The sequence below is a fragment of the Burkholderia sp. A9 genome (assembly GCF_000801975.1).
On record NZ_JSZN01000030.1, the window covers coordinates 22,719 to 39,544 of the forward strand.

Annotated in this window: 10 protein-coding genes; 3 read left to right on the top strand and 7 right to left on the bottom strand. The window is 62.8% G+C overall.

Translation table 11 applies throughout. The features are described 5' to 3' along the window. Nucleotides 1-21 precede the first annotated feature (21 nt). The gene (locus PI86_RS13245; RefSeq protein ID WP_082012234.1) at nt 22-519 is read right to left on the bottom strand and encodes a bacteriohemerythrin; all 498 of its coding nucleotides are present in this window, start codon (nt 517-519) and stop codon (nt 22-24) included. 277 nt (nt 520-796) lie between these two features. On the opposite strand from PI86_RS13245, the gene PI86_RS13250 reads away from it, so the two are divergent. From PI86_RS13250 to PI86_RS13260, 3 genes are all read left to right on the top strand, one after another. Next, nucleotides 797-1,912 carry a porin gene (locus PI86_RS13250; protein WP_235362763.1) on the top strand — a complete coding sequence of 372 codons (1,116 nt, stop codon included), beginning with the start codon at nt 797-799 and terminating at the stop codon, nt 1,910-1,912. 345 nt (nt 1,913-2,257) lie between these two features. Continuing rightward, nucleotides 2,258-3,994: an AMP-binding protein gene (locus PI86_RS13255; protein WP_039323116.1), complete on the top strand. Its 1,737-nt coding sequence runs from the start codon at nt 2,258-2,260 to the stop codon at nt 3,992-3,994. A gap of 32 nt (nt 3,995-4,026) precedes the next feature. Next, on the top strand, nt 4,027-4,815 hold the full coding sequence (locus PI86_RS13260; RefSeq protein ID WP_039323119.1) for an enoyl-CoA hydratase/isomerase family protein: 789 nt from the start codon (nt 4,027-4,029) through the stop codon (nt 4,813-4,815). Nucleotides 4,816-4,858: 43 nt separating this feature from the next. Here the strand turns inward: PI86_RS13260 and PI86_RS17390 are convergent, their stop codons facing one another. The 6 genes from PI86_RS17390 to PI86_RS13285 all read right to left on the bottom strand — a co-directional run. Beyond that, nucleotides 4,859-5,014, bottom strand: coding sequence for a hypothetical protein (locus PI86_RS17390; RefSeq protein ID WP_162531625.1), 156 nt, complete (start codon nt 5,012-5,014; stop codon nt 4,859-4,861). 98 nt (nt 5,015-5,112) lie between these two features. After that, nucleotides 5,113-6,630, bottom strand: a complete 1,518-nt coding sequence (locus PI86_RS13265) for an ISNCY family transposase (protein ID WP_235362764.1) — start codon at nt 6,628-6,630, stop codon at nt 5,113-5,115. A 900-nt stretch (nt 6,631-7,530) separates the two neighbouring features. Further along, nucleotides 7,531-12,261: an RHS repeat-associated core domain-containing protein gene (locus PI86_RS13270; protein ID WP_039323122.1), complete on the bottom strand. Its 4,731-nt coding sequence runs from the start codon at nt 12,259-12,261 to the stop codon at nt 7,531-7,533. 14 nt (nt 12,262-12,275) lie between these two features. Then, on the bottom strand, nt 12,276-13,541 hold the full coding sequence (locus PI86_RS13275) for a hypothetical protein (RefSeq protein ID WP_039323125.1): 1,266 nt from the start codon (nt 13,539-13,541) through the stop codon (nt 12,276-12,278). A 15-nt stretch (nt 13,542-13,556) separates the two neighbouring features. After that, entirely contained in the window at nt 13,557-15,761 is a 2,205-nt protein-coding gene (tssI, locus tag PI86_RS13280; RefSeq protein ID WP_039323128.1) for a type VI secretion system Vgr family protein, read from the bottom strand. Then, the coding region (locus tag PI86_RS13285) for an AAA family ATPase (RefSeq protein WP_039323131.1) at nt 15,758-16,826 on the bottom strand (1,069 nt) is incomplete at its 5' end. The genes tssI and PI86_RS13285, both read right to left, overlap by 4 nt.

A 16,826-nucleotide genomic window follows, 5' to 3' on the forward strand; every position in this document is an offset into this window, starting at 1 on the left:
GTATGAGAAGGGGCGCGTGCGTCAGGCCGCGACGGGAAGACGGCGCCGGATGACTACCGGCGACGCGCCCAGTTGTTGCTGGATGAGCCAGCGCGCGAGACCCTGGTCCATGACGCGCACATGCTCGGGAAACCATCCGGCCAACGCGCGGGCGAATGCACGGACGACCTGCGGCCGGCCTTCGGCCAGCGCGGCGCGCACCTCGTCGGTCGACTGCAGCACGGCCGCGTGCTCGTCGATATGGCAGCCTGCGGAGCCGTAAGCCGTCTCGCGCATCGCGTCGTCTTCGTCGCCGAAATGGCTGTGTGCGTGCGCGGCAAACGCGTCGAGCGCGCGCCCGAGATCGTCGTCCGGCGTCGTGAGCAGCGCATTCACGCACGCGACGAATTCGTGATGGGTGTCGTCCATCGACCCGTGACCGAGCACGTAGTCGTCATTCCAGACGAAGCCGGCAGCGTCCGCCGGCGACGGCGCAGGTCCGTTCCGGGCAGCGGTCCCGTGATCTTCTGACTCTTTCATTTCCATACCTCGTTCCATGAAGCGGATCCGACGAATCGTTATCGTCTTCCGTGGAAGATATGTTGATGCGTGCCGAAAGTCGAGGTAGGGAAAACTATGACTGGCTTGAATTCTCCGGTGAAGCCCCATGCGACCGCCCTCACGGGTCAGCCTAGGGGTAACTCACGATCCGCCGGTCGGTTGACACGGAAGATGCGTGATTACTATCTTCCACGGAAGAACAGAATTACATGGAGGCATCACAATGAGTCTGCGGACAAATGGGTTTGGAGAAGGGTTGGCACGGTGCAAGACGGTTTGCATCGGCCTGTCGGCGCTCGCGGCATGCGCGTCGGTCGCCGTGCACGCGCAATCGAGCGTCACGCTGTACGGGATCATCGATACAGGCGTCGAATACATCACGAACGTCGGCCCGCAGAAGCAGAGCGTGGTGAAGGTGCCGCAGCTCACCGGTTCGCTACCGTCACGGTGGGGCATACGCGGCAAGGAAGACCTGGGCGGCGGCCTGAGCGCCGTATTCGTGCTGGAGTCGGGCTTTTCGCCGGGGCAGGGGACGCTGAACCAGAGCGGCCGCCTGTTCGGCCGGCAGGCGTACGTCGGCCTGTCGGGGCGGTGGGGCACGCTGTCGTTCGGCCGCCAGTATTCGCAGATCTACTGGGCGATACCCGGCGACACGATGGGGCCGAACATCTATGCGGCGGGGCTGCTCGACACGTATCTGGCGCAGGCGCGTCTCGACAACACGATCGTCTACAGCATTACGGCGTCGGGCTTCACCTTCGGCGTCAGCTATTCGCTCGGACGCGATGCGGTCGCGCCCGCGGCCGCCGGCGGATGCGCGGGCCAGTCGCCGACTGACTACCGCGCGTGCAAGACGATCGCCGCGATGCTGAAGTACGAGTCCGACAGTTGGGGAATCGCTACCGCGATCGACCGGAACAATGGCGGCGGCGGCCCCGGCTCGCCCCTACCGAGCAGTTCGCAGACCGACACGCGTGCCGTCATCGACGGTTACGTCAAGTTCGGCACCGCGACGATCGGCGGCGGCTTCCTGCACCGTATCGATCACGGCGAGCTCGCACCGGGCGTCGTCGACGCAAATAGCAATTACTGGTGGCTCGGCGCGACCTATCTGCCGGTGCCAAGTGTCGTCCTCGACGCGCAGTACGGCCATCTCACCGTGAGCGGGCACGATGCCGGCGCGTCGGTCGTCGCGGCGCGCGCGATGTACCTGCTGTCGAAGCGCAGCTCGGTGTACGTGACCGCGGGGCGCATCTTCAATCAGCGCAACTCCGTGCTGACGATCGACGGCGGCACCGCGGGCACGTCGTCGTGGCCGGCCGCCGGCGTGGACCAGACCGGGGTGATGCTCGGTATTCGTCATATGTTCTGACGGGGCGGCACACGCGTCGGGGCGCGTGTGCCGGCGATCGTTCTGGCGGGCAAGCGTCGCGGAAGCGACGCGAGCGGAGCAACTTCCACGGATGATTTCAGGGTGATCCTCTGCAGAAAATCTGCAGGACGCTATATGCAATACAGCGTTGCAGGAGCGAAACAGTCGCTTCAAACCCGTGAATTATCGATGTTCATGCGGATCACGATCATTCGCTCGATTCAGGTCAACTCCGACTTTACGTCTTCCATGGAAGATGCGATGATGATTTTCAGAAACATCCTGGAGAGAGCCTCGCGCGCCTGGCGCTGTGAGCCTGTCTCCGCCGAAACTCTGGAGACACGCATGAAGTTGCAGACTGGAACGCCCGATCCGGGCGCCGATCCGACGCTGCCGGTCGGCGGACTGTCCTACGTCAGGGGCGCCGACGATCCCGCGTTGAGCGAACTGACGGTCGCGGCACTGCTGGCCGACACCGTGAAGCGCCATGGCGAACGCCCCGCCGTCGTCTTCCGCGAGCAGGGCGTGCGCTGGACCTGGCGAGCGTTCGCGGCAGAGGTCGATGCGATGGCGGCCGGCCTGCATACGTTGGGCTTGCGCCGGGGCGACCGCATCGGCATCTGGTCGCCCAACCGGTTCGAGTGGACCGTGACCCAGTTCGCGACCGCCCGGCTCGGCCTGATCCTCGTCAACGTCAATCCCGCGTATCGGCTCGCGGAGCTGGAATATGCGCTGAACAAGGTCGGCTGCAAGGCGATTGTCGCGCCCGAATCGTTCAAGACGTCCCGTTACCTGGACATGTTGCGGACGCTGGCCCCCGAACTGCCGCACTGCGCGCCCGGCGCACTGGATTCGGCGAGGCTCCCCGCGCTGCGCTGGGTGATCCGCATGGAGGACGTCCCCACGCCGGGCATGCTGACGTACCGCCAGGTGCTCGCGCGCGGCGCACACGTCTCGACGGACGAACTCGACGTGATCGCCGCGACACTCGACGCCAACGACCCAATCAATATCCAGTTCACGAGCGGCACCACCGGCGCGCCGAAGGGCGCCACGCTGACGCACCGGAACATCGTCAACAATGCGCGGTTCGTCGCCGCGGCCATGAACCTGCGCGAAGCGGACCGGCTGTGTGTGCCCGTGCCGCTGTATCACTGCTTCGGCATGGTGATGTCGGTGCTCGCGTGTACGGCCAGCGGCGCGTGCATGGTCTTTCCGGGCGAGGCGTTCGATGCGGCAGCCACGATGGCGGCCGTGAGCGACGAGCGTTGCACCGCGCTGCACGGCGTGCCGACGATGTTCATCGCGCAGCTCGATCACCCGGACTTCGCGCGGCATGACTTCTCCAGCCTGCGTACCGGCATCATGGCCGGCGCGCCGTGCCCGATCGAGGTGATGAAGCGGGTCGTCGCGAACATGCACATGACGGAAGTCACCATCGCCTACGGCATGACGGAAACCAGCCCGGTGTCGTTTCAGAGCGCGACGGACGATCCGCTCGACAAGCGGGTCTCGACGGTCGGGCATATCCAGCCGCATCTGGAATGCAAGGTCGTCGACATCGACGGGAACGTCGTGCCCGTCGGCGAGACGGGCGAGCTGTGCACGCGCGGCTACTCGGTCATGCTCGGCTACTGGGACGACGACGCGCGCACGCGGGAATCGATCCGCGACGGCTGGATGCATACCGGCGACCTCGCGACGGTCGACGCCGACGGCTACTGCAACATCGTCGGCCGCGTGAAGGACATGCTCATTCGCGGCGGCGAGAACGTGTACCCGCGCGAGATCGAGGAGTTCCTGTTTCGCCATCCGAAGGTGCAGACCGTGCAGGTATTCGGCGTACCCGATCAGAAGTACGGCGAGGAAATCTGCGCGTGGATCGTGCTCAAGCCTGGTCAGGATGCGTCCGAGGACGAGATCCGCGCGTTCTGCCGCGACCAGATCGCGCACTTCAAGATTCCGCGCTACATCCGCTTCGTCGACGACATGCCGATGACGGTGACCGGCAAGGCGCAGAAGTTCGCGATGCGCGAAACCATGATCCGCGAACTCGAACTGCGCGCAAGCAGCCCGACCTGAACCCGGGCACCCTTCCCATCAAGGAGACACCCATGACATCCGTCCGTTTCGAGCGTCACGGTTCCGTTGGCCACATCGTGCTGGACAACCCGCCGCTCAACCTGATCGCCAACGCGTTTTCCGAACACCTCAGCAACGCGATTCATGCGGCCAGCGAGTCGGATATCCGCGTGCTGCTCGTCCGCGCGGCAGGCCCGAACTTCAGCCAGGGCGGCGATATTCTCGATTTCATCGACAAGGAATTCAACGCGTGGCGCACGTTCATCAGCGACATGCATCACGCATACCGCAAGATCGAGGCGCTGCAGATTCCGACCGTATGCGCCGTGCGCGGCCGTGTGTGGGGCGGGGCGTTCGAGCTGGCGCTCGCATGCGACCTGGTCGTCGCGGCGGACAACGCATCGTTCCGCTGCATCGAGCCGTCGGTCGGCACGATTCCCGTCTGCGGCGCGGTTCAGCGGATTGCGGAACGGGCGGGGCCGGCGCGTGCGGCGCGCTACGTGATGTTGAGCGAGGTGATGTCGGGGGCGACGGCCGGCGAACTGGGTATCGCCGCCTTCGTGGTGCCGGACGACGAGGTCGAGCAAGCGGCGCGGGATCTGGCGGCCCGACTCTCGAATGGCCCGACACGCTCGTATGCGGCGATCCGCGCACTGCTGAAAGCCTGGTCGGCGGGCGGCGTGCCGGGCGCCGACCAGGTCGTGCTCGATCTCGGGATGCCGCTGCACAATACTGAGGACGCGCGGAGGGGACGGACCGCGCGCGTCGAAGCGATGAAGCAGGGTATGGAACCCGGACCGGTTACGTTTTATGGTCGCTGATGGGGCCACCTTGCGCGCATACCGAGCCAGTGCGGACGGAGCGTTAATGGCAACGCCGTGCTGGCGACCAGGGCCGCGTCGTCAGTTCCAGCCGTTCCGCTGCACGCCACGGCTTCAGCTTGCCATCCGCCACGTCCTGAATGACCTTGAATCGGTTCAGCTCGCGCATCGTCATCGTGATCCGCTCCGTTGCAGCCATCGCAGCCTCCGGCGCCGGACACCCGGCGGCCGGACAGCTTACGCGGCGCGAAAGCGGACATTTCTATGTAGCCCAAAGCGGACATTTCAATCTAGCCACTACAACCAGTTGTCCCCGCTAAGTTCAATTGTCGGGTTTCCCGCTAAATTGAAATGTCGCGGTGTTTGGGCTTTGTCTTGTCCTTGTTTATGGTGTTGGGGTGGGGCGGCGAAGCCGCCCCCCCGTTCCCTGATTCCTTCGACGCTGACTTCAAGAATCGCTTGATTCAGGTCAGCAAGCTCGATGGCACGCTGCTTCTTCAGCCCGATGAGCGCCTTCTTTGCCTGGACCTCGGCACCGCAATGGGTGCGCGACGGTGAGCCGGAAGCGCGGCGATCGTCACGCATATTCTGGATGCGCCGTGCGACTTCCAGTGCGCTGGACAGCCGCTTGTTCTCGACCTCGGCGCCTTGATCGATGCGCGTGATGCGATCGTATTGCTGACATGACAGCACCGCACCGTTGGCCTGTACTTCGATCATCCCGTCCGGATATTCGACGACCTCGACGTATTCATGCACGAGGCTCCGATTTGCCACCGAATCGGCGAGCAGATACATCACGCGGTCGTACAGCACTGTCAACGCGTTGGATACCTTGCGTGGCACGCGATACGACAGGATCTGTCTCAGATCCTCATCCGCACGCAGTGGCCGATGTGCGTCGTGATCGATTTTTGGCGGTTTGCCGAAGCGACGATTGAAATCAGCGATGAAGGAGGGCGCATACGCGTTGGCGGCCTCCCATGTGCTGATTCCGCGCAGTCTAAGCTCTTTGACGAGCCGGTCCTGCAGTGTCAGGTTGGCCCGTTCCACACGCCCCTTGGCCTGGCTCGTGTTTGCACAGAACGCGTCGATATTGAGCTCGTACAGCGCTCGGCCAAACTGCGTGACGCCTTTGCCCGCGGTCTCCGAGCGCTTCTTCACGTAAAAGACGCTGGCCTTGTCGCTATAGAACGCCATCGGTTTGCCGTGCGAATCCAGATACTTCGACAGCGCCTCAAAATAGCTGAACGTCGATTCGGTCGCCGTGAAATGCAGCGCCATCAGCCGTCCGGTTGCATCGTCGATGAACACCAGCAGCGTGCAAGCTGGCGCACGGTCCTCGAACCAACGGTGGTCGCTACCGTCGATCTGAATCAGTTCGCCCAGGCATGCACGGCGGTTGCGCGGTTGGTAGACCTTCGGCGGGCGTTGCTTGCGCGGAATCCACAGGCCGGAGGCCCTCATCAGCGTACGAACCGTTTCGACGGCCAGATCGATGCCATGACATTCGCGCAGCTTCTCGCACGCCAGCGTTGGTCCAAAATCCGTGTAACGCTCGCGGATCAACGCCAGCGCCCGCTGCGCCTTGCCAGCAGGCAACTGGTGATTGCTCGGGCGCCCACGCTTGCCCGACACCAATCCGGCCACGCCGGCTGCGCGATAGCGCAACACGAGCCGCTCAACTTGCCGCACGCTCAAACTCAGCCGGTCGGCTGCCTGACCGGGCTTGAGCCGGCACTCGGCCACTGCCTCAATGACCTTCAGCCGATCCACTTCACGCATCGTCATGGTGATCGTCCCAGTCGCGTTCATCGCCGGCGCTCCCTGTGAGGTGTCGGCGATCAACTACAGGCCAAAACACGACATTTTTATTTAGCGGAAACGCGACATCTGAACTTGGGACCTACACCAGTCAGTTCGATAATTCACGTTATGTCAAATTAAGCAAATGAATCGAGCGCTTCTTGCCGCAAGCTTCCGGCCCACTCCCGACACCAATATCACGAGCAAGTCGAGTCGCAATTTTGACGTGCTCGATTAGAATCGGCCTTGACCCAGGAAAGGAACGACCTGCGAATGTGACTGCCGCAAAGCTGTCGTCTGAGCCGCATGGGTCCCTTTCATTGACCAGGACATTGCTCAAGGGATATGCACGTGAAGCCATTGCACAGGCGCCTGACGTCTCCGGCTCAGTATCCCGGTGGGTTCGCATACCACGTAACACACGGAATCCGACTCCCGTCCATCGCAAAGAATGGCCTGGTCTCAGGTTACCGCGGTGTCCAGCATGACACCGGCAGGAATTGGTTCAGCCTTGGGGCCGCGAAGGAAAGCGCGTATGGCCATGACATCGTATCCAGCCACAAGGATCGGTGGTTTGTCCGCGCTATGTCCTTAGTCGAAGGCGGCTACTTTCAAGGTGTCGCTGTTCTTCGAGTCCCTGAACACTATCTCCGGATTCATCTCGGGTACTCCGCTGAATCTGAACGGAGCATCGCTGGCGCTGCGACGGTGCCTGCCGACATGCTCGAGCTATTCGTTGATCAAGCATGGTTGAAACTGCCCAGCGTCGTATTGCCGCCGATGTCCCTTCAATGGTTTTGGTTTCGCTCGACATTCAGAAAATCTCGTTGAACGATCGGTCTGGCATGCGTCCACGACCCAGCAGGCATTCGTGAAGACGCCAGATCAGTGGCGTTGAGGTGACAGTCGTCAAGGATGGTTGCATTGCCCCTGTTCACATTCCGTTATGGCTTCCCATTGCTTCTTTGAACTGGTTTTGAGGTTTTCCATTTCATTGGCCAAGTGCTCGAAATGCCCGCGATGAATTGTCACTGGCCGAACAAATTTTTTCGCGACAACCATTGGGAATGTCAGTGAGGCGACATTTCCGATATGGGCCGCCCAGAACATCTCGCTTCTGCAACGCTTGGTGCAGATCGTAACCGGATCGACCCAATTCCCTTTATCTTTGCTGCGGTAGTCCCCCTCAATATCTTTCAATATGACATCCTGATCCTCCATGTCGAGGATGTTGTCAAGAAGTGCGTCTTGCTCCGCGTGCCCGGACGTCCCGCTGCCATAGGTTTGAGGCGTTCCACTACCCACGACAATTGTCGCGCGTACACCATTGACCCATTCCTCACGCTTGCGCGGGATCTTCTTCAATCCTGTCGGATCGGTCCATCTAAATATATTTGGCGCGTATTGGTATGGATTTATTCCGCCGTCCAGGCCGATTGGATCCTGGCTTATGAAGATGCCGGCGCCAAAATCAAAATATCTGTGCCTGTTATAAGCAAGACCTGACTCCCAGTCAAAAATTTGACCTTGAAGCCTGATCGGTTGCTTGATCAGGTTCGCTTCAGTCCCTGCGGCTTTTCCTAGTGGTCCATAATGCGTCTCCCAGGTCACACGACCGAAATCGTCATGCATCCGCACGGGCGCCGAGTTTAAATCGTTCTCGAAGAAACACACGCTTTTCCCTGAAAGCGCAGGCATTGACGGTATCTGTTCCGAGGCGGGATCTGACGCTCCCGCCGGCACGGAGGTCCTGACTTGTTCTTCGTTTGTCATCGGGAAAGTGAGGTCGTCTCCCCGCGGACAACTGGAATATCCGACAGCCAGGGGCTGAAACGTTTCCGGATAGTAGAACCACTCGCGCCCACCGCGAAAAACCGTCGCTTCGGTCGTACGACTCTTTTGCAAGGGTGTCGCCCCTGCCGCCGCGCTCGGATTGCGCAGACGCGAGTCTCCTCCGCCGGCGTCGCAGGTGTATTCGGCAGTCAGCGTATCTGCGTCCCAAAAAAAGTGGGAAATATAGGACGACGTGCTGGCCTTGTCGCAGATGCCTGCCGAGTCCTTCTTCTCCACGGTGACGTGCGCAGTCTTGCGTACGCGCCGTCGGAATGCGTCGTATGCGTATATGACGTGAATGCTGACGTTGTGGGCCTCCGCGCCGGCGAGCACCGGTCGTAGCGACGTCGTTTCGATCAGTTGCCCGGACGCATCCCATCTCAACGTCAGATCTTGGTCGGCGCCCTGTTTGCGAATCAAGTTGCCCACGCGGTCAAATGCGTAATAGCAGCCGTCGTACTCACCTTCCCGGATCCATGCGTCAGTCTGACGCCTGTCTCCGTGGCGGACGCTGGTTTTCAGCAGGTCACCGGTGGCGTCATAGAGGAAGCGATGAAGCTTGCCTGCCGGATCGAGGTGGGCGGTGAGCTTGCCCACCGGATCGTACTGATAGCGCTCAATACCCAGGCGCGAGTCGTGCGTTTCCAGCAGTTCGCCGTTTGCATCGTACGAGTATTCCCGGGAGAACAACGGGCCGGTATCGGAAAACAGCGCTTGTCTGGCCAGCGCCCCCTCCGACGTGTATGACAATTCGCGACGCAATTCGGCACCAAGGTGCTCGACTCGAATTTGACCGAGCGCGTCGCGTTCGAACGTGATCGCCGCCGCGTCGTCCAGCCGGATCGAACTGACTGCACCGAGCGCGTCATACTCGTAGCGAACCGCGTGAGTGATGATCTCGCGACCGGCGGTCAACCGGGTCCGTCGTTCGATGAGACGGCCGACCGCATCATGGATCTTGCTGATCACGAAGCGCTCGCCCTGCCTTTCTTCGATGACGCGACCGGCCACGTCGTATTTCAGTTCGACGCGGCTGTCGGGATTTTCCGCGGTGATCAGATTGCCATTACGATCGTAGGAGAAGATCTCGGTACGGATGCCATCAAGCTGACGTGGATCGGGGACTCGCTTTCGCACGATACGCCCGAGCAAGTCCGTTTCATAGTCGACAGCCTGTCCCAGCGGGTCGATGCTACGACGCACGTCCCCGGTTGCACCGTATTCGTATCGTAGCGGCTGGCCCCAATAATCCACCTCCTCCACGATCCGTCCCAACGCATCGCGCTTCAGCTGATATATCTCGCCGCGCTCGTTGACCACGCCGACAAGCTGCCCCTCGGTGTCGTATCGGTGTTCGACCGCGGTCCCGTCCGGCGCCAGCCATTTCGCAATCTTGCCCAACGGCGAATACTCGAGTTGCGTGACGAGACCGCCGGGATCCCGGTACCGAACGAGATTGCCGTCGGCGTCGTAGCTGCAAGAAATTTCCCGTTCACCGGGTTCAATTGCTCGCGTGAGGTTGCCATTGCGATCGTATGCATAGGCACTCACCTGCCCCAATGCGTTGACAGTCTCAATACAGTTGCCCCGTGCATCGTGCAGATATCGGGTACGTTGGCCAAGCACATCGACCACCTCGGCGAGATTGCCATCGCGATCGTAGGCGAAGTGCGTCGTCACACTGCCTGGCTTCGTATGGGCGATCATCTGACCGTGGCGGTCGTATTCGGAGTAGAAGCTGACTTGCGACGGGAGTGTCCGTTCGAGCAGGTTGCCACATTCATCCCATTTGCAACGCCATTGTCTGCCCCCCGAATCAGTCACCTGCACGGGGTGGTGCGTCGCGTCGTACTCCGCGCGGACCACGCTCCCGTCAGGCAGCGTTCTCGCGAGCAGATTGCCGTGGATATCGTATTTCCAGGTTGTGGTACGCCCGGCCGGGTCGGTTTCGGTACTTGTACGTCCCTGTGCGTCATAGCGGTAACTCCACACACCTCCCAGTGGATCGATTCTCGCAACGGGCATGTCACGATCGTCGGTTTGAAGCGTCGTCGTGTAGCCCAAGGAATCGGTGATCCGCGTTTCGCCATGGCCGATGTCATAAGCAAAGTGGTAGTCGAATATGCCGTTGTCGCCCCAGGCGTGATCGACTCGCCAAACCCCGTCTGGATATCGTCGGTGACTGTAGTAAAAGGAGATCCCCCGCGCGTTTGTGTGGCGCGCCATCCGGTGACTGTCGGCATACGCGAAGCGAAGTGGTTGGCCCATCGCATCGAACACGGTAATCAGGTTGCCGTAGCGATCATGCTCGTAGCGAACCAGCGGATGGGCATGGCCGTCGGCGTCAATGAGCGTCAGCGCGGTCAGCAGGTTTGCGTTGCCGCGAGCCGCGCCTCTCGCCCCCGACTCGCACTCGCACTCGATGGCGCGCCCGCTGGCCGCCGCACCCTTGCACTCGATGAGGCGCACGAGACCTTCTTCCGGTCCGCGCTCGAAGACCCAGGCATTCCCGTTGAGGTCGGCCATCCGCGTGACCGGAAGCGTCAAGGTCGAGCCGTCCTCGAGCATCTCCGTTGCTTGTTGCCAGCGTGCCGGACCGGCAAACTCATGCTCGATCCCGGCATGCGTGCGCAGGACCAGTTGGTCGCCCCGACGGTACAACGCGTGTCCGTGCTGCCAGTCGTGCACGCGAGCCGGCCACCCGCCGGGACCAGGAATTTCGTCGAATGTCGTAGCGTGATCCGGGAAATAGGCGGCCACCCCTATGCGGCCCGCGTGCCGAATCAATTCGAGACGGATATCGGCGGGTGTTTGCCAGCCCGCGCCAACCGTGCCTCGTCGTGTGTGCCGACTCGTGTAATGGCGGCCCCACACCAGTGGCAGACGGCCGGCGACCGTGAAGTCGTGTTGCTGTACAACCACGTCGCCCGTAATGGCGTCCACCGGCTCCGCATGCAACACCTTGCACCGCAAGAAACCCGACTTCAAATTCAGCTTGTCCGCCAGCGACTTCGCCCACTTCGATCCCTGAAACGCCTTGAACAGCCCCTTCGCCGCCGCAGCCATATTCAGCACCGGCGGCCCCCCCACCATCACCGGCCTGCCTGCCGGAATCGGCAGCATCACCGAGCTCGGCATCGACGGATAGGTCCGCTCCGTATGCGCGCTGTTGTGCCCTGGCGGCTCCATGCCGACCGACCAGCAGCTCAACGCCGGCAGCGCCATGAACGACATCGGATCGTTGTTGGCGAGCACCGTCCTGCTCCCCATAAATGATTCGGCGTCGTCTGATGGAATCGGATCCGGCTCCGGCGGCGGCGCAAACGACTCCCCGAGCGGGAAATGCAGCCCCGGCACGTGATATGAATGTGTGCCGACCGTGGCCCGCATCAACCCGTTCACGAATATCGGCCGGCCTGCGGCACCGCCCATTCCGACGCCTGCGCCTATCGCGTTTCCAATGCTGCGCTGGAGCGCCGCCGCTTGCTGCTCGAGTTTCAGCCCCTCGGCGACGATCGCGTTGTCCTGGATATCGGTGAGCTTTCCGGAAGCGAACGAGGCCGCAGCGTCGAGCTTCTTCACGACATCCGGATGATCCTCGAGATACTTGCTGACCTGCTCCTGCACAAGCGCCATCGCGATGCTGCCAACGACGCCCTTCGCCGCCTCGACATACTCCCGCAGATCGAGCATGAATCCGACATGGGGATGCGGCAGAAACACCGGTGTCGGGCTCGGCGCGACGAGTACCGAATGAACGTCGATTCCAACGACGGGATCCAGGTGCTTGACGGCCAGCAGCCCCACGTCGCCCTCCCCGCTCAGCGTCCGCCGCGCAACGCCGCGACTTTCTCGCTGAGCGCATTGCGCCGCCGGTCCATTGCACCGATCTGCGAAGCCATCCACTCGACGACGAGCGGCAGATTACTGTTCGCCCGCATCGGCTCGTCGATCATCAAGCCTGCATCAAGCGCATTGAATCCGGCCTCCAGCGCATGCTCGCGCGCCCCTGCTCGCTCCCAGCACACGGCGCTCATCCGCCACGCCTCGACCGTCATCAGGCCGTCGTTCGCCGCCGCAGTCGACGCCGCCGCACGCTCATAGCAATACGCCGAGTGCGCATAGTCCTTATGGGTCAAATGCACGCTCGCCTCGCCGAACAATCCGTTCGCAACGAGCTTGTGCCCCGCCGGATGCCCCGCCTCGACTGCGCGCATACCGCTGCTGGCGGCGCGCTGGTAAGCCTCGATCGCACGCTCCCGATCGCGCCATTTCAGATACGCGGCCCCCGCAATCAGATGCACGACGACACACTGATCGAACCACTGCTCACGCTCCGCGACCTCGAGTGCCGCCGCGCGCAGTTCCTCCAGCCGGGAAGGATTGCCGCCCTCGATCGTCTCGGTCAGCATCACGAACTGCCGCCGGAATTCGCCGCTCGAACCGCGCTCGCCCGATTCCGCCAGCAGTTCGCGCGGCACGCTCGCCATCGAATATCGAGCCTGCACGACACGCACCGCGGCCCGATGTCGTTGCATCAGCGGCGCGAAAGGCGCAACGTCCGTGCATGGCACGACGAAGCGCACACGCTCGCCCAGGTTCGGCGCCATGGCGACGCTCGACAACACCCCGTCCAGCCATCGCACCCATGCCACGTCATCCCGCACTTTCGCCGGCTTCAGCACGAACACCACCGACGGAAACACATCCGGATGGTGTTGCATCAGGCTGCCGGCAATCGTGAGCAGATACAGCACCGGATTCTTGCGGTCGTCGTGCGGCGCGTGCCAATCCGCGCACACGCCATGCGCACTGGATGCCTCGCGCCGGCTGTCGTAGAACGCAATGAGTTCGTCCGTCAGCGCCTTTGCATAACTCGATTGATCGACGAACGGCGCACGCATCGTCCGCACCGCACACGACGTTTCATCCTGAACCTGGAAATACAGCCGCACGAGCTGCGCATCCGTCTCGTCGGTCTGCCAGATCATCACGCGCGCATCACGCTCCCGCGCGAAGCTCATCCAGTCCGAATGCGCATCCATGAACCTGCGCTCCACCGGATTGGTCGGCTGCCAGTTCTGCATTCGTGCGGCCCTCCGTCATGGATTCAGTTTCAGGATCGTGCCTTCGACGGTGTGCTCGCCCGTCGCCGACGACGTCACCGTCTTGCCGTTCACGCTATGGCTTTCCGTACCGGTCGACGTCACGTTGATGCCCTGGATCGCGATCGTGCCGTCGCGCTTCATCAGGATGCTCGATGCGCCGCACATGAGCACCAGTTGGTCGCCGGCCGCGACGAGCACCTGATGCTGCACGTTCGTCGTGTGGTTCGCGCCAACGTTGACGGTGTGTTCTCCACCGACCGTGAGCGTATGCGCTTTCGCAATCGTCGACGTCCTCGCACCGATTTCCTCGGTGTGCGACGACGCAACCAACGTCGTCATGTCCTGCGACGTCGTCTGATACATCTGTCCGACGTTCAGCGTCTTGCCTTCGCCGATGGTTTCGGTCTTGCCTTTCGCGACCGTCTCGCTGTGCGTACCGCCGATGGTCGCGTCGCGATTGGCGGAGATCGTCACGGTTTCGTTCTGTCCGACCGACCTTGTGCGATTTCCCGCCACCGCATGGGTCTCGTTCCCGCCGACCTGCGCCACGCGATGCTGGCCGATATTCACCGTCTCGTTCTGCCCCACACTCCGTTGCCGGTTGTTCTTCACCTGCATCGTCTCGTCGTTGCCGACCGTATGCGTATGGTTGTTACCGACGGAAAGCGAATGATCGAGTTCGGTCTCCGCATCGAAATTCCGCTCCGCATGCATCCACAGTTGCTCGGCGCCCTTCTTGTCCTCGAACCGGAACGCGTTCGCATGGTCGGTCGTCCCGCCCGGCGACGACCGGGACAGCAGCCCGCTTTGCGTCGCACTGCCCGGCAACCCCCACGGCGGCATCTTTTCGCCGTTGAATACGCGCCCGGTGACGATCGGCTCATCCGGATCACCGTTCAGGAAATCGACCACGACCTCATCGCCGACCCGCGGAATCTGCACGCCCCCGAAGCCGCCGCCGGCCCACGGGCTCGACACGCGCACCCAGCACGACGAATCCTGATTGCTCTGCCCATACCGGTCCCAGCGAAACTGCAGCTTCACGCGCCCGTACTGATCGGTCCAGATCTCCTCGCCGGGCGACCCGACGACGGTGGCCGTCTGCGGACCGCTGGTCCGCGGCCGCGGCGTGTCGCGGGGCGACCGGAAAGGCAGGCTCGACGGCTGAACGAGCATCATGGTCCGATGCACGACTGCCTCCGCGCCCTGGTCGCTCGCATACGCGTTCTCCTGAAAACGGTATCGACACCGCACGATCAGGTACTCGCGATTCTGATCGGCGCGCGGGCAATGCTCGAGCGTGAACAGATAGCCGGGCGCGACGCCGCGCACGTCGGTATCGGCGCTCGCACGCTCGTGCTCGGCCTGCTGCTCCTCGAGCCGCACGCGGCTGTAGTGCGCACCGGGCGTATCGTCGCGATACCCGCCCGGCCATTCGAACGACGCGAAGCTGTCGTGGTCGTGGCCGCGCGGATCGACCCTCTGCGATGAAAGATCGGCGCGCGGCTTCGTGTAGTCGTAGTCGGTGGTCTGATGCTTGCCGACGCTAACCTCCTGCGCGGGCAACCAGCCGTCGATGTGTTCCTCATCGGCGATCGCGGTTCGATCCTGCGCGATGTACGGGATCGTTTCGTAACCGGGCAACGCGACGTGCGACGACATCGCGTCGCTCAGCACGAGCGTGTGATGGTCCGCCGCGTGCCGGAAATAGAAATAGATGCCCTCGAACTCCATCAGCCGCGTCACGAATGCAGTGTCGGTCTCGTTGTACTGCACGCAGTATTCGCGCGGCACATACGCTTCGGTCAGCGTGTTCTCGATGGGGAAACCGTAAGGCGCCAGCACTTCCTGCACGATGTCGGGCACGGTGCGGTTCTGGAAGATCCGGCAGTCGGAGCGGCGCGTCGCGAGCCACAGCCACGGCCGCACCACCAGTTCGTAACCGTAGTGCCGCTCGGCGCGCCGGCCGGCGAGCGACGCCCGCGCGACGATCCCGTTCAGGTAACGCGTCGAATGATCCTGCTGCTCTATCCGGACCGTCACGGACTTGCCGAGCAGGTCCTTCAACGACAGGCTGTGACTGTCGGCGAGCGCCTCGATCCGGAATTCGAACAACTGGCCGAGTGCCTCGCTGCCGTCGAGCGTGTGGAACTTCAAGTCGTCGCCGTGCGGGCTGTCGAGTGTGAAGACGCGATTCACGTCGTGCTCTCCTCGTCGAACCGGTAAGCGAATTCGCCGCCGGCCGCACTCACCTCGATTGCCGCCAGTGCGCGACCTTCGAGCGTGGCCTCGAGGATCGCGCGGCCGATCCGCGGCATCACGGTATGCGTGAGGATTGCGTCGACCATCCGTCCGCCGGATTCGATCGTCCGGCAGCGCTCGACGATCAGCGCGGTCGCCGCGTCGGTGCAGCGCAGCCGGATGCCGTGATGCTGGTCGATCCGTTTCTCGAAGCGCCGCAACTGCAGTTCGACGATGCGCGCGAGCGTCGCATCGGTCAGCGGGTAGTACGGCACGACAGTCAGCCGGCCGAGCAGCGCGGCCGGGAACACGTCGAGCAGCGGCGCGCGCAGCGCATCGGCGAGCGTCTGCACGTCAGGCAGACGCTCGGGGTCGCGGCACAGCTGCATCACGCAATCGGCGCCGACGTTCGAGGTCAGCAGGATCACGGTATGCCGGAAGTCGATGTCGCGCCCTTCGCCATCTTCCATCCAGCCCTTGTCGAACACCTGGAAGAAAATCTCGTGCACGTCGCGGTGCGCCTTCTCGATCTCGTCGAGCAGCACGACGCTGTACGGCCGACGGCGCACGGCCTCGGTGAGCACCCCGCCCTGTCCGTAGCCGACATAGCCGGGCGGCGCACCCTTCAGCGTCGATACCGTGTGCGCCTCCTGGAACTCGCTCATGTTGATCGTGATCGCGTTGCGCTCGCCGCCGTACAGCGTGTCGGCCAGCGCCAGCGCGGTCTCGGTCTTGCCGACGCCGGACGGCCCGCACAGCAGGAACACGCCGTGCGGCTTGGTCGGGTCGTCGAGCTTCGCGCGCGCGGTCTGGATGCGTTCGGCGACTCGCTCGACCGCATGTCGCTGGCCGACGACGCGTTCGCCGAGCGTCTCTGCGAGCTTCAGCACGGCCTGCGTTTCGTCGCGCACCATCCGGCCGAGCGGGATACCGGTCCAGTCGGCGACGACGGCCGCGACCGCATGCGTGTCGACGGCGGGCAGCACGAGCGGTGCGTCGCCCTGCAGGTCGGCCAGCGCCTGA

Excerpts from the sequence above, each read along its gene's own strand:
- PI86_RS13245 (WP_082012234.1), bottom strand. The coding sequence starts at position 519 with ATGAAAGAGTCAGAAGATCACGGGACCGCTGCCCGGAACGGACCTGCG.
- PI86_RS13255 (WP_039323116.1), top strand. The coding sequence starts at position 2,258 with ATGAAGTTGCAGACTGGAACGCCCGATCCGGGCGCCGATCCGACGCTG.
- PI86_RS13260 (WP_039323119.1), top strand. The coding sequence starts at position 4,027 with ATGACATCCGTCCGTTTCGAGCGTCACGGTTCCGTTGGCCACATCGTG.
- PI86_RS17390 (WP_162531625.1), bottom strand. The coding sequence starts at position 5,014 with ATGGCTGCAACGGAGCGGATCACGATGACGATGCGCGAGCTGAACCGA.
- PI86_RS13265 (WP_235362764.1), bottom strand. The coding sequence starts at position 6,630 with ATGAACGCGACTGGGACGATCACCATGACGATGCGTGAAGTGGATCGG.
- PI86_RS13275 (WP_039323125.1), bottom strand. The coding sequence starts at position 13,541 with ATGCAGAACTGGCAGCCGACCAATCCGGTGGAGCGCAGGTTCATGGAT.